Source organism: Streptomyces blattellae (assembly GCF_009709555.1).
GTDB lineage: Bacteria > Actinomycetota > Actinomycetes > Streptomycetales > Streptomycetaceae > Streptomyces > Streptomyces blattellae.
In genome coordinates, this window is sequence record NZ_WJBG01000162.1 from 18,442 (window position 1) to 31,643 (window position 13,202).

Genomic DNA, 13,202 nt, shown 5'->3' on the forward strand with positions numbered 1-13,202 from the left:
CCTGATGTGCTTTGCGCCGCTTCGCCCTGTCACCTTGGTGGTTCCGCCAGGTACTCTGCTGGTCGCGGCCCGGAAAACGAGGCTCGGGTCGCCAACCGGGAGTACGCACAGGGATTGCCACACGTTTACCCCTGAGCGTTACGATCGCTGTCAAGCACGATCGATCGGATGAGTGTTCGACCGATCGGACAGCACCCCACCCCAGCCGCCTCGGTGAGAAGGTAAAGACTTATGTTCGGAAGGCTCGGAGCCCCCGAGATCATTCTCATCCTCGTCGTCATCATCCTGCTGTTCGGCGCGAAGAAGCTTCCGGACATGGCCCGCTCGCTCGGCAAGTCCGCGCGCATCCTCAAGAGCGAAGCCAAGGCGATGAAGTCCGAGGGCCAGGACAACGCCTCCGCCCCGGCGGCCCCGCCGCACACCGACCAGCAGCCCCCGGCTCAGCGCACCATCCAGGCCGCCCCCGGCGATGTGACCAGCTCGCGCCCGGTCACCGAGCCGACGGACACGACCAAGCGCTGACGCAGGGCCGGTGACCACCGGCCCGCTGCACGAGATGGGAATGTGGGTTGCTGAAGTCTGCCCGCAAGCAGGAGAAGGATCCCGAGGGGCGGATGCCCCTCGCGGAGCACCTTCGGGAGCTCCGCAACCGGCTCGCGAAGGCGCTGCTGGCCATCGTCGCCGTCACGGTCGTCGCTGCCTTCTTCTACAACGACATCATCAACTTGCTCACCAAGCCGATCCTCGACTCGGTCGGCTGTGATCAGACGTTCGAGCAACTGGCGAATGCGACGGAGTCCTCCGAGCCGTGCGCCGAGATCACGATCAACGGTCTGCTCACCCCCTTCACGCTGGCGCTGCAGGTGTCGCTCATGGCCGGTGTCGTTCTCGCCTCGCCGGTCTGGCTCTACCAGCTCTGGGCGTTCGTCGCGCCCGGCCTGCACCGGCACGAGAAGAAGTACGCCTACGCGTTCGTCGGCACGGGTGCCCCGCTCTTCCTCGGCGGCGCCTACTTCGCCTACTCGGTGCTGCCCACCACGGCCAGCGTGCTGCTCGACTTCACACCGGACGGCACGTCCAACCTTCTGCCGCTGGACGATCTGCTCGACCTCGTCCTGCGGATGGTGCTCGTCTTCGGCCTCTCCTTCGAGCTGCCGCTGCTGCTGATCTTCCTCAACATCACCGGGGTGATCACGGGCAAGCGGATGCTCAGCTGGTGGCGCGCGATGATCATGGGTATCACCCTGTTCGCCGCCATCACCACGCCCAGCACCGACCCGCTGACGATGCTGGCGCTCGCCGGGCCGATCTGGGTCATGTACTTCGGCGCGACCGCCTTCTCGCTGATCAACGACCGGCGCAGGAGCCGTCGTGAGGCCATGGGCCCCGCCGACGACGAGGCCTCCGACCTCGACCTCACGCCCGAGGACATCGGCGAGGTCGAGGCGGTCTCCGCCACGCGGGCGCTGCCGGAGCAGTCGGGCACCGACCGGGTCAACGGCTACGACGATGTGACCTAGCGGGTGCCGGGCCCGCCGCCGGGGCGGTGGGCGCGAGAAGACCGAAGCGGGGTGCGGCCGGTGAGGCCGCCCCCCGCTTGTCGCGTAGAGGACACCGGGTGCGGATGTGGGCATGTCCATGCCGCGCCCCGGTGGACCGGCATAATGATCGTCCTGTTGTCAGTGGGGCCCGGTACGCTCGAAAGCACGATGACAGAGGACCTCTCACCGGCCGAGCGGTATGCGGCAGCACGTAAGCGCGCTGTCGAGCAGGCCACCGCGCTCGCCTCCTTCCGCGAGATGTACGACTTCGGCCTCGACCCCTTCCAGATCGAGGCCTGCCAGGCGCTCGAAGCGGGGAAGGGCGTGCTGGTGGCCGCGCCCACCGGCTCCGGCAAGACGATCGTGGGCGAGTTCGCCGTCCACCTCGCTCTGATGCAGGGCAGGAAGTGCTTCTACACGACCCCCATCAAGGCGCTGTCGAACCAGAAGTACGCCGACCTGTGCCGCCGTTACGGCACGGGCATGGTCGGTCTCCTCACCGGCGACAACAGCGTCAACTCCGACGCCCCCGTGGTCGTGATGACCACCGAGGTGCTGCGGAACATGCTGTACGCCGGGTCGCAGACGCTCCTCGGGCTGGGCTATGTGGTCATGGACGAGGTGCATTACCTCTCCGACCGGTTCCGGGGTGCCGTGTGGGAAGAGGTGATCATCCATCTCCCCGAGTCGGTGACGCTCGTGTCGCTGTCGGCGACCGTGTCCAACGCCGAGGAGTTCGGTGACTGGCTCGACACCGTCCGTGGTGACACCGAGGTGATCGTCTCCGAGCACCGGCCCGTGCCGCTGTTCCAGCATGTGCTCGCCGGACGCCGGATGTACGACCTGTTCGAAGAGGGCGAGGGCCACAAGAAAGCCGTCAACCCTGACCTCACCCGACTCGCCCGCATGGAGGCGACCCGGCCGTCGTACCAGGACCGCAGACGCGGGCGGGCCATGCGGGAGGCCGATCGGGAGCGCGAGCGCAGATCCCGCTCCCGGGTGTGGACGCCCGGGCGGCCCGAGGTCATCGAGCGGCTCGACGCCGAGGGGCTGCTGCCCGCGATCACCTTCATCTTCAGCCGCGCCGCCTGTGAATCGGCCGTTCAGCAGTGCCTGTACGCCGGGCTGCGGCTCAACGACGACGAGGCGCGGGAACAGGTGCGGGCCCTGGTCGAGGAACGCACCGCCTCCATCCCGTCCGAAGACCTGCACGTGCTCGGGTACTACGAGTGGCTTGAGGGGCTGGAGCGGGGGATCGCCGCCCATCACGCGGGCATGCTGCCGACGTTCAAGGAGGTCGTCGAGGAGCTGTTCGTGCGCGGGCTCGTCAAGGCCGTGTTCGCCACCGAGACGCTGGCGCTGGGCATCAACATGCCCGCCCGCTCCGTGGTGCTGGAGAAGCTCGTCAAGTGGAACGGCGAGCAGCACGCCGACATCACCCCCGGTGAGTACACCCAGCTGACCGGTCGTGCCGGGCGCCGCGGCATCGATGTCGAAGGACATGCCGTGGTGCTGTGGCAGCGCGGCATGAGCCCGGAGCACCTGGCGGGGCTGGCCGGCACGCGCACGTATCCGCTGCGGTCCAGCTTCAAGCCGTCGTACAACATGGCGGTCAACCTCGTCGAGCAGTTCGGGCGGCACCGCTCGCGGGAGCTGCTGGAGACGTCCTTCGCGCAGTTCCAGGCCGACAAGTCGGTCGTCGGGATCTCGCGGCAGGTGCAGCGCAACGAGGAGGGGCTCGAAGGCTACAAGGAGTCCATGACCTGCCACCTCGGGGACTTCGAGGAGTATGCGCGGCTGCGGCGTGAGCTGAAGGACCGGGAGACCGAACTGGCCAGGCAGGGCGCGGCGCAGCGGCGGGCCGAGGCCGCCGTCGCGCTGGAGAGACTCAAGCCGGGTGACGTCATCCATGTGCCGACCGGCAAGTACGCGGGGCTCGCGCTGGTGCTGGACCCGGGACTGTCCGCCGGGCGGTCGAACGGCCACCGTGGCTTCGAGCACCACGACGGGCCCCGCCCGCTGGTCCTGACCGCCGAGCGGCAGGTCAAGCGGCTGGCCTCGATGGACTTCCCGGTGCCCGTCGAGGCGTTGGAGCGGATGCGGATCCCGAAGTCCTTCAATCCGCGCTCACCGCAGTCGCGTCGCGACCTCGCCTCCGCGCTGCGGACCAAGGCCGGGCACATTCCGCCGGAGCGGCACCGCAAGAAGCGGTCACAGGCTGCCGACGACCGGGAGATCGCCCGGCTGCGGACGGCGATCCGGGCACATCCGTGCCATGGGTGCAACGACCGTGAGGATCACGCGCGTTGGGCGGAGCGGTATCACCGGCTGATGCGGGACACCTCGCAGCTGGAGCGGCGCATCGAAGGCCGCACCAACACGATCGCCCGTACGTTTGACCGGATCGTCGCGCTGCTGACCGAGCTGGACTATCTGCGCGGCGACGAGGTCACCGAGCACGGCAAGCGGCTAGCCCGGCTCTACGGCGAGCTGGATCTGCTCGCGAGCGAATGCCTGCGGGCCGGGGTGTGGGAGGGGCTCGGTCCCGCCGAACTCGCCGCTTGTGTCTCGGCGCTGGTGTACGAGGCGCGGGTCGGGGACGACGCGATGGCGCCCAAGCTGCCGTCCGGGAAGGCGAAGGCCGCGCTCGGTGAGATGGTGCGGATCTGGGGGCGGCTGGACGGACTGGAGGAGGAGTTCCGCATCACCCAGTCCGAGGGCGTCGGCCAGCGTGAGCCGGATCTCGGCTTCGCCTGGGCCGCGTATATGTGGGCGTCCGGGAAGGGCCTCGACGAGGTGCTGCGTGAGGCGGAGATGCCGGCGGGTGACTTCGTGCGGTGGTGCAAGCAGGTGATTGACGTGCTGGGGCAGATCTCGGCGGCGTCGTCTCCTGCGGAGGGCTCGACGGTGGCCAAGAGTGCGCGTAAGGCGGTTGATGGGTTGCTGCGGGGGGTTGTGGCTTACTCGTCGGTCGGGTAGTGGGGGGGGCGGGTGACGGCGAGCCGTAGGGGTTGATGCGGGGCGCTGGCTGCGGGCCGGTGGGGGGCTGGTCGCGCAGTTCCCCGCGCCCCTGGGGGCCACCCCTATGGGGCGCCCCAGTGGGGGCGGGTTCTGGCGTTGCTCCAGTGGATCTCCCGTGGGTTTCCCGGCCCGCTCCCTAGCACGGAGGGAAGCCGGGCTCCCGGAGTGGAGAGGAGCTGCTGCCGTCATGCGCTTCCGCGTTCTCGGTCCTGTTCGGTTCGAACCCCGTACGCCCTCGGCGGCCAAGCAGCGGGCTGTGCTCGCGGTGCTGTTGCTCAGGGCGGGGAGTGTGGTGTCGGCGTCCGCGTTGTTCGACGAGTTGTGGCCGCAGGGGCCGCCGCGCACCGCGGCGACCACCCTGCAGGTGTATGTCTCGCATCTGCGCGAGGCGATCGCGGAGGGCGGGGACGCGCCGCTGGTGACGCGGGCTCCCGGGTATCTGCTGCGGGTGGGGGCCGGCGAGTTCGATGTGCGGTGGTTCGAGGAGTTGCACCGGGACGGGCGGGGGGCCGCTCGCCGGGGTGACTTCGCGGCCGTTTCGCGGACGCTCGGCGAGGCGCTCGCGCTGTGGCAGGGGCCCGGCCGTGTCGGGGGTGGAGCACGGGCCGCTGATGATGGCGCCCATGACGAGCAGCAGGGGCCGGTCCCGGTCGAGCCCGCTCGCCCAGCAGGCCAACGAGCCGTCCGGGTACGGCAGTTCCAGGCGCGCTCGATGCCGGACCGGGTGCCCCGCCAGCGGTCGAATACCGGTACGGCCGCCTGCTGGGCCCGGCGGCGGGGTTCGTCGTACGGGTACGGGAAGCGGGCCAGCGTGTAGTGGCGGCAGGCGTCCAGCAGACTCGCCGGGTGGTGGGGTGGGCGGGGGTGAACCGGTCGTCGGAGGCGTCCTCCCCGATTCCCCGGGATGGTCTGGGGTTCCCTGGTGAGCGGGCAGGGTGCTGCGGCCCCCGACGGTCGTGACCGCGGCTAAAGCGGCGGCTGCGCCGACGGAGTCGCCGCGAGATACGCGCGCCAGCCGCCGTACGACGTGATGTCGGCCGCCCCGTCGAGTGCTCCCGGCTCGCACAGGAAACCGGGGACGCGGCTGCCGTCGGCCAGTTCGACGCTGCCCAGCGCCATCGGGCGGGGGAGTGCGGACAGCAGACGTCCCAGGCCCTCCGCCGGGAGGCGCCACACCTCGGCCTCGACGGCGGCGCCGTCCGCTCCGACGTGGACGAGGCCCGGTTTGGGCGGGGTGGTCGCTAGTGCGTGCAGGCGGTAGACGGGTGCGGTGGTGGTCGTACGGTCCAACCGGGCGCCCAGCGCGAGGAGGTGAGGGTTGAAAGGCTGGCCCGACAGGTGGGCCCCGACGACCGCGAGCCGAATCTCCGGCTGCAGCAGCCCGGCGATCCGCGCCAGCCGCTCGTCGGTGAACGCCGGGCCGATCAGCATCACGCCGAAGGGGAGGCCGTTCACCTCGCCCGCCGGGACGGCCACCGCCGCCAGGTCGAACAGGTTGGTGGAGTTGGTGAAGCGGCCCAGTCGGGCGTTGGCGCCCAGGGGATCGGCGGCGACCTCGGCGAGGGTGGGGTGTCCGGGGGCGGTCGGCAGCAACAGGGCGTCCGCGTCGCCGAGTTCGGTTTCGGCCTGGGCGCGCAGGGTGGCGAGCCGCTCCTGGTCCGCGTAGAGCTGGTGGGCCGGGATGTCGCGGGCGCGGGTGATGATGCCGGTGACGGTGGGGTCGAGGCCGCCACCGCCTTCAGAGAGCAACGTGTCGACAAAGCTCCCCACGGCGGTGTAGCGCTCGGCGACGAAGGCGCCCTCGTAGAGCATCGCGGCGGCTTCCGTGAAGGGGGTCAGGTCGATCGTCCGCACGTCGGCCCCCGCCACCGCGACCTGCCGGACGGCCGCCTCGTACGCCGCCGCCCAGCCCGCATCCAGCTCGCCGAGCTGCTGCGGCCCCGCGACCGCGATCCGCCAGGGGCCCGGCGGGCGAGGGGGGAGCCGCTGCGGCAGCGCGGTCATGTACGACAACGCCTGCTCGGCTTCCGGGAGCGTCCGTGCGAACACCGTCACGCAGTCGATCGAGGCACAGGCCGGGACGACCCCCTCCGTCGGGACCAGCCCCCGGGTGGGCTTGAGGCCGACGATGCCGTTGAACGCGGCCGGGACCCGGCCCGAGCCCGCGGTGTCCGTGCCGAGGGCGAAATCCACGATGCCGAGCGCTACCGCGGTGGCCGATCCGGAACTGGAACCGCCGCTGATCCTTGAGGGGTCGTGGGCATTGCGCACGGCACCGTAAGGAGAGCGGGTGCCGACGAGGCCGGTCGCGAACTGGTCGAGGTTCGTGGTGCCGAGGACAAGCGCGCCGGCCGCACGGAGACCGGCGACCACCGGTGCGTCGGCTTCGGGTTCATAGGCGTACGACGGGCACCCCGCGGTAGTGGGCAGCCCCTCGACGTCGATGTTGCCCTTCACAGCCAGCAGCCGCCCTGCGAGCGGGAGCCGTTCACCGCGCGCCACACGTTCGTCGAGCGCGGCAGCCTCCTCCTCGACTTCCCCCCGCGGCCGCAGGTCGATCCAGATCTCGGGTCGGTCCACGGCCTCGACGCGGTCGTAGGCGGCACGGACACGGGACAGGGCGGTCGGCATCGATTGTCGCTCCTCGGTTCGCGGGGGTGCGGGGCGGAGATGTCCGGGCGGCCTCCGCCTTCGCCGTGGTGCTTGTCGGCTCGTCGTGGAGCGCGGGCGGCCGGGCGGTCCGCGCTCCGCCGTGGTGCTTGTCGGCTCGTCGTGGAGCGCGGGCGGCCGGGCGGTCCGCGCTCCGCCGTGGTGCTCGTCAGCTCGTGGCGGGTGCGAGAACGGCCAGGGCCGTGCCAGCCTCCACCTGGTCCCCGGGGCCGACCAGGATCTCGGCCACCACGCCGTCGACCGGTGCGTGGACCCTGGACTCCATCTTCATCGCCTCCAGTGCGAGCAGTGGCTGACCGGCGGTCACCTCGTCGCCCGGGGAGACGTTCAACTGCCATACGGACGCCGGGAATTCGGCCTCGATGAGGCGACCGCCCGCCGGTACTCGCACCTCGGCAGCCGGTGCCGCGGGCGCCGCCGCGGTCTCTGCTCGCGTGAACTCGCCCGCCGCCTCCCACGCGTCCCGCTCCGCCGCGAACGCGGCGCCCTGCCGGGCCCGGAACGCGGCGACGGACTCGGCGTTCTCGGCGAGGAAGGCCTGGTACTCGGCGAGCGAGAACGTGCCCTCCTCGATACGCGGGACGAAGCGCCCGGACGTGATGTCGGCGCGCAACTCCAGCAGTTCCCCGGCGTCCACGGGATACCACTTGATCCGGTCGAAGAACCTCAGCAGCCACGGCGACCCCGGCTCGAACGCACCGCGCTGCTGCCACGCCGACCACACCTGGGTCGTACGGCCGACGAACTGGTAGCCGCCCGGGCCCTCCATGCCGTAGACGCACAGATACGCCCCGCCGATGCCGACCGAGTTCTCGGCCGTCCAGGTGCGTGCCGGGTTGTACTTGGTCGTGACCAGCCGGTGCCGCGGGTCGAGCGGGGTCGCCACGGGTGCGCCCAGATAGACGTCTCCCAGGCCGAGTACGAGGTACTCCGCGTCGAACACCGTGCGGTACACGTCCGCCACCGAGTCGAGTCCGTTGACGCGGCGGATGAACTCGATGTTCCACGGACACCAGGGCGCGTCGTCGCGCACGCCCGCCATATAGCGGGCGATGGCCTCGCGGGTCGCCGGGTCGTCCCAGGAGAGGGGGAGGTGGACGGTGCGGGAGGGGACGACGAGTTCGTCGGAGGGCGGGAGCGAGGAGACCGTTTCCCTGACGGCGGCGAGGAGTTCGTGCTGGGGGAGGCGTCGCGGGTCGGCGCGGATCTGGAGGGAGCGGATGCCGGGTGTGAGGTCGGTGATCCCGTCGAGGGACTCCCCGGCGATCGCTTCCATCAGTGCGTGGACGCGCATGCGCAGGGCGAGGTCCAGCTGCATCGGGCCGAACTCGACGAGGATGCTGTCGTCGCCGCTCCTGTGATATGTCACATCGCAGTCCCGCGCCAGCACCCCACCGTCCACGATCTCCGCCCGCCCCGCCCCGTCGACGTCCACCGGCACAAACCGCACCGTGTCCCCCGGCCGCAGCTGCCCCAGCTTCCACCGCTCCGCGCTCAGCACCACCGCCGGGCACACGAACCCGCCCAGCGAGGGCCCGTCAGGACCCAGCAGCACCGGCATGTCGCCGGTGTAGTCGACGGAGCCGACGGAGTACGGAGTGTCGTGGATGTTGGACGGGTGCAGGCCCGCCTCACCTCCGTCCGCGCGGGCCCAGCGGGGCTTCGGACCGACCAGCCGCACACCCGTCCGCGCCGAGTTGAAGTGCACCTTCCAGTCGGCCGCGTAGAAGTCCCGGATGTCGTCCTCGGTGAAGAACTCCGGTGCCGCATGGGGGCCTTCGACCGCGCCGATGTGCCATGCGGCGCCGAAGGCGGGACGGTCCGCGAGCGGGACGGGGGTGCCGTCCGCGACCGTCCCCCCGTGCAGCACGTCGCCGGTCCGCAGCGCCCGCCCTCCGTGCCCGCCGAACCGGCCCAGCGTGAAGGTGCTCGCGCTGCCCAGGAACGCGGGCACGTCCAGACCGCCCGCGACCAGCACATACGTCCGCAGCCCGTGCTCCGTCGGCGCCCCGACCTCCAGCACGGCCCCCGCGGGCACCGTCACCGGCTCCCACTGCGCGACCGGCGCACCGTCGACGGTCACCGGCGCGGGAGCACCCGTCACGCACACGGTCATCGGCTGCGTGAACCGCAACGCCGGTCCCTGGAGGGTGCATTCGAGCCCGGTAGCGCCCTCGGGGTTGCCCAGCGCCAGGTTGCCCAGCCGGAACGACCGGTCGTCCATCGGGCCGCACGGCGGCACGCCGACCTGCCAGTAGCCGGTGCGGCCCGGCCAGTCCTGCACCGTGGTGAGCAGCCCGCCGGAGACGACCTCGATGCGCGGGGTCGGATCGCTCACCCGTGTGAGGGTGGCCGTGGAGTGCAGGGCCGCACCGAACTCCTGGTCCGCGAGTGCCGCCCGCACCAGGCCCAGGTTCGTCTCGATGCCGTCGACCCGAGTGCGGGCCAGCGCCGCGTCGAGCCGCCGCAGCGCGTGCTCCCGGTCCGGGCCGTACGCGACGACCTTCGCGAGCAGCGGGTCGTACGCCGTCGTCACCTCGGTGCCCGTCTCCACCCAGCCGTCCACCCGTACGCCCGGCGGGAACTCGACCCGCGTCAACAGGCCGGCGCTGGGCCGGTGGTCGCGGCTCGGGTCCTCCGCGTAGAGGCGTGCCTCGGCGGCGTGGCCGTGCGGCGTGCCCGGGTCGCGTACGACGTCCCTCTCGCCGCGGGCCAGCCGCAGCATCCAGGCGACCAGGTCGACACCGTAGATCTCCTCGGTGACCGGGTGCTCGACCTGGAGGCGCGTGTTGACCTCCAGGAAGCAGGCCTCCTCGCGGACGGCGTCGTAGACGAACTCGACGGTTCCGGCGGAGCGGTAGCCGACCGAGGCGCACAAGTCACGGGCGCCGACGGCCAGTTGTCGGCGCACATGGTCCGGCAGCCCGGGCGCCGGCGCTTCCTCCAGCACCTTCTGGTTGCGCCGCTGGAGCGAGCAGTCCCGGTCGCCGAAGGTGACGACCTTTCCCGCGCCGTCGCCGAAGACCTGCACCTCGACATGGCGGGCGTTCTCGACGAGCCGTTCCAGGAAGACACCCGCCGAGGTGAAGGACGCGGCGGCGACGCGCCGCACCCGCTCCCAGGACCCGGTCAGTTCACCGGCGGACCGACAGGCCGACATGCCGATACCGCCGCCCCCGCCGGTCGCCTTCAGCATGACCGGATAGCCGATCGCCCGGGCCGCCTCCAGGGCCTCCTCGACCGATCCCAGCAACCCCGTGCCCGGTGCCAGCCGCACCCCCGCCGCCTGCGCCGCCGCCCGTGCCGTGTGCTTGGCGCCGAACAGCTCCAGCTGCTCCGGCGTCGGGCCCACGAACACGATCCCGGCGTCCTCGCAGCGCCGCGCGAAGGCCGCGTCCTCGGACAGGAAGCCGTACCCGGGATGGATCGCGCCCGCGCCGGTGTCCTTGGCGGCCTTCAGCACCAGGTCCACATCGAGGTACGACTCCTTCGCGGGCGCCGGACCCAGCCGTACCGCCTGGTCGGCGACGCGGACGTGCGGTGCGCAGCGGTCCGGGTCGGAGTACACGGCGACCGTGCGCAGACCGAGTTCGCGGGCGGTGCGGATGATCCGTACGGCGATCTCGCCGCGGTTGGCGACCAGCAGCGTGTCGAAGCTCACCCGGGCCCCCCGATCGTCATGTCCACCGCCGTCGGCTCGAAGCCGTTGCACGGGTTGTTGATCTGCGGGCAGTTGGAGACGAGGACCAGCACATCGCGTTCGGCGCGCAGGGTGAGCGAGAGGCCCGGGGCCGAGATGCCGTCGACGATGCCGAGCGTGCCGTCCTTCTCGACCGGCACGTTCATGTACCAGTTGACGTTGGAGACCAGATCCCGCTTGCCCAGCCCGTACTTCGAGCCCTCCGCCAGGAAGTTGTCCACGCACGCGTGCTGCGACCAGGTGTGGTGCCCGTAGCGGAGCGTGTTCGACTCCTTGGAGCAGGCGCCGCCGACCGTGTCGTGCCGGCCCACGTCGTCGGCGACCACGGTCATCAGCGGTGTGTGCTCGCTGGACATCAGCACACTGCCGGTGGTGAGGAAGATGTTGCCCTGCGCGTGGATCGTGTCGGGCGCGCTGTAGCGGACCGACGTGTCGTGGGCGTCGTACACCAGGAAGTCGACGGCCTGGTTGCCGTGCAGGTCGGTGATGGTGAGGGTCCCGCCGGAGCGGACGACGGAGGACCAGGCGGCGCGGGCCGGAACGACCGTCGTGCTGGTGCTGGTGCTGGTGCTGGTGCCGGTGCTCATGCTCATGCGAGCCCCCTCGCGGCAAGGAATCCGGCGGTGTTCAGGAAGGCCCGGCGGCCCTCGGGGGAGGTGTCCCACAGCGGGTCGCCGGCCTTGGTCGGCTCGGCGTGCCAGGCGAGGACCTCCAGCGGCGTGCTGACGTAGTCGTCCCGTGGGTCGACCGGGTGGGGCACATTGGCGATCAGCACCGTGAGGTCCTGCTCGGCGCGCAGCGTCACACTGCCGCCCGGGCCGGCCGAGCCGGTGAAGTCCAGGGCGCCGTCCTCGCGCACCTCGACGCCCTGGAAGAAGGAGAGCGACGGCGGCAGGTCACGCGGTTCGAGGCCGTTCTTCGCGGCGGCCAGCTTGAACAGTTCACGTCCGGCCGGTGAGCCGGACTGCGGGGCCCCGTCGCCGTACCGCTCGGTGTTGCGTACGAGGGTGGAGGTGCCGCAGAGCGCGTCGTGCCGTTCGGAGGTGTCCGCGACCAGTGAGGCGAGGACGCGGCCCTGGTCGGAGAGGAGCAGCAGGCCCGCGCCGAGGTAGGCGTTCCACTGCACCTTGACCGTGTCGGCGACGTTCAGCCGCTCCCAGGGCCGGTCGGCGACGTACAGCAGCAGATGCGCGCAGGCGTCCCCGTGCAGGTCGGTCAGGCGCAGCTCGGTGCCGCGGGCCAGCACCCGGTGTGTGTAGTTGCCGCCCGCCACCGTCTCCGCCCACACCAGCCGGCCCGCCTCGCGGGGCGGCCTCGGCCAGTCGGCGGCGGGGACGACAGGCATGGCCTCGGTACGTGTGCCGTCCTGGGCGCGTGCATGCGCACGGGCTCCGTAAGTGGTCGCTGTTGCCTTCCCCGTCGTCATCGCGGCCCTCCGGTTCCGGTCGGTGTCTTTATTTCTGTCGCTCGACAGAAATTAGGCACGGACCGCGTCACCGGCATTGCCCGGCGGTTTCCGTCCGGTTATCGATTCTTCACAGCGATCACGACCCGCGCCGATATGCGAGGATCGACGGATGGGTGCGAGCAGGGGGCCGGGTGCGGGCGGGGGGCCGGGTGCGGGCAGGGGGCGACGCGTCGGCAGGCCGCGCGTCGCGCAGCGGCCGGACAGCGGGCTTGAGCCGCGTGAAGAACTCCTTGCTGCCGCCGCCGAGTTGTTCACGACACACGGCTACGCGGCCACCACCACCCGCGCCGTCGCCGAGCGCGCGGGCATGCGGCAGGCGTCCATGTACCACTACGTCTCCGGCAAGGAGGAGCTGCTCGCCGCGCTCCTGGAGTCCACGGTCACCCCGTCGCTGGCCTACGCGCGGGAACTGCTCGCCGACGACACCACCCCGGCCGAAAGCCGCCTCTGGGCGTTGTGCCGCGCCGACGTGAAGCTGCTGTGCGGCGGCCCGCACAATCTCGGCGGTTTGTATCTGCTGCCGGAGGTGCGGGCCGAGCGGTTCGCCGGTTTCCATGCCGTGCGCGCCGAACTCAAGGACGCCTACCGGCAGTTGCTGGCCGCCACGGCCGCGGGCGGCGCACTGTCCAAGAGCGAGCTCACCCTGCGGACCGATCTGCTGTTCGGGTTGATCGAGGGTGTCATCCTGGTCCACCGGTCCGAACCCGAGCGGCCCGTCTCGGTGTTCGCCGAGGCCACGGCGGACGCGGCGCTGCGGATCGCCGGGATCTGAGCGCCGCCGACGCCGGCGCGATCTTCATAC

Annotated in this window: 9 protein-coding genes; 5 read left to right on the forward strand and 4 right to left on the reverse strand. The window is 71.2% G+C overall.

Going from position 1 to position 13,202, the window contains the following annotated elements; all coding sequences use genetic code 11:
• Window positions 1-231: 231 nt before the first annotated feature.
• The 4 genes from tatA to GFH49_RS40240 all read left to right on the forward strand — a co-directional run bounded on the left by tatA (window position 232) and on the right by GFH49_RS40240 (window position 5,379).
• Window positions 232-522 carry a Sec-independent protein translocase subunit TatA gene (tatA, locus tag GFH49_RS20525; protein ID WP_155057551.1) on the forward strand — a complete coding sequence of 97 codons (291 nt, stop codon included), beginning with the start codon at window positions 232-234 and terminating at the stop codon, window positions 520-522.
• A gap of 47 nt (window positions 523-569) precedes the next feature.
• The gene (gene tatC / locus GFH49_RS20530) at window positions 570-1,520 is read left to right on the forward strand and encodes a twin-arginine translocase subunit TatC (protein WP_196218064.1); all 951 of its coding nucleotides are present in this window, start codon (window positions 570-572) and stop codon (window positions 1,518-1,520) included.
• A 144-nt stretch (window positions 1,521-1,664) separates the two neighbouring features.
• A complete protein-coding gene (locus GFH49_RS20535; RefSeq protein ID WP_155057552.1) occupies window positions 1,665-4,520 on the forward strand; it encodes a DEAD/DEAH box helicase in 2,856 nt (951 codons plus the stop codon).
• 229 nt (window positions 4,521-4,749) lie between these two features.
• Window positions 4,750-5,379, forward strand: a complete 630-nt coding sequence (locus tag GFH49_RS40240; protein ID WP_230396395.1) for an AfsR/SARP family transcriptional regulator — start codon at window positions 4,750-4,752, stop codon at window positions 5,377-5,379.
• 149 nt (window positions 5,380-5,528) lie between these two features.
• Here GFH49_RS40240 and atzF read toward each other — a convergent pair whose 3' ends face one another.
• The 4 genes from atzF to GFH49_RS20560 are packed head-to-tail and all read right to left on the reverse strand — an operon-like array spanning window position 5,529 to window position 12,358.
• Window positions 5,529-7,421: an allophanate hydrolase gene (gene atzF, locus GFH49_RS20545; RefSeq protein WP_408055929.1), complete on the reverse strand. Its 1,893-nt coding sequence runs from the start codon at window positions 7,419-7,421 to the stop codon at window positions 5,529-5,531.
• Window positions 7,381-10,893 (reverse strand): 5-oxoprolinase/urea amidolyase family protein, encoded by a 3,513-nt coding sequence (locus tag GFH49_RS20550; protein ID WP_155057554.1) that lies wholly within the window; start codon window positions 10,891-10,893, stop codon window positions 7,381-7,383. Before GFH49_RS20550 ends, atzF begins: the two co-directional genes overlap by 41 nt.
• Window positions 10,890-11,525, reverse strand: a complete 636-nt coding sequence (locus GFH49_RS20555; protein ID WP_408055928.1) for an urea amidolyase associated protein UAAP2 — start codon at window positions 11,523-11,525, stop codon at window positions 10,890-10,892. The genes GFH49_RS20550 and GFH49_RS20555 overlap by 4 nt, the downstream gene beginning before the upstream one ends.
• Window positions 11,522-12,358 carry an urea amidolyase associated protein UAAP1 gene (locus GFH49_RS20560; RefSeq protein ID WP_155057555.1) on the reverse strand — a complete coding sequence of 279 codons (837 nt, stop codon included), beginning with the start codon at window positions 12,356-12,358 and terminating at the stop codon, window positions 11,522-11,524. The genes GFH49_RS20555 and GFH49_RS20560 overlap by 4 nt, the downstream gene beginning before the upstream one ends.
• A gap of 151 nt (window positions 12,359-12,509) precedes the next feature.
• Between GFH49_RS20560 and GFH49_RS20565 the strand changes: the two genes are divergently transcribed.
• Entirely contained in the window at window positions 12,510-13,172 is a 663-nt protein-coding gene (locus GFH49_RS20565; protein WP_155057556.1) for a TetR/AcrR family transcriptional regulator, read from the forward strand.
• The last annotated feature ends 30 nt before the right edge of the window (window positions 13,173-13,202 follow it).

Excerpts from the sequence above, each read along its gene's own strand:
- tatA (WP_155057551.1), top strand. The coding sequence starts at position 232 with ATGTTCGGAAGGCTCGGAGCCCCCGAGATCATTCTCATCCTCGTCGTC.
- GFH49_RS20535 (WP_155057552.1), top strand. The coding sequence starts at position 1,665 with ATGATCGTCCTGTTGTCAGTGGGGCCCGGTACGCTCGAAAGCACGATG.
- GFH49_RS40240 (WP_230396395.1), top strand. The coding sequence starts at position 4,750 with ATGCGCTTCCGCGTTCTCGGTCCTGTTCGGTTCGAACCCCGTACGCCC.
- GFH49_RS20555 (WP_408055928.1), bottom strand. The coding sequence starts at position 11,525 with ATGAGCATGAGCACCGGCACCAGCACCAGCACCAGCACCAGCACGACG.
- GFH49_RS20560 (WP_155057555.1), bottom strand. The coding sequence starts at position 12,358 with ATGACGACGGGGAAGGCAACAGCGACCACTTACGGAGCCCGTGCGCAT.
- GFH49_RS20565 (WP_155057556.1), top strand. The coding sequence starts at position 12,510 with ATGGGTGCGAGCAGGGGGCCGGGTGCGGGCGGGGGGCCGGGTGCGGGC.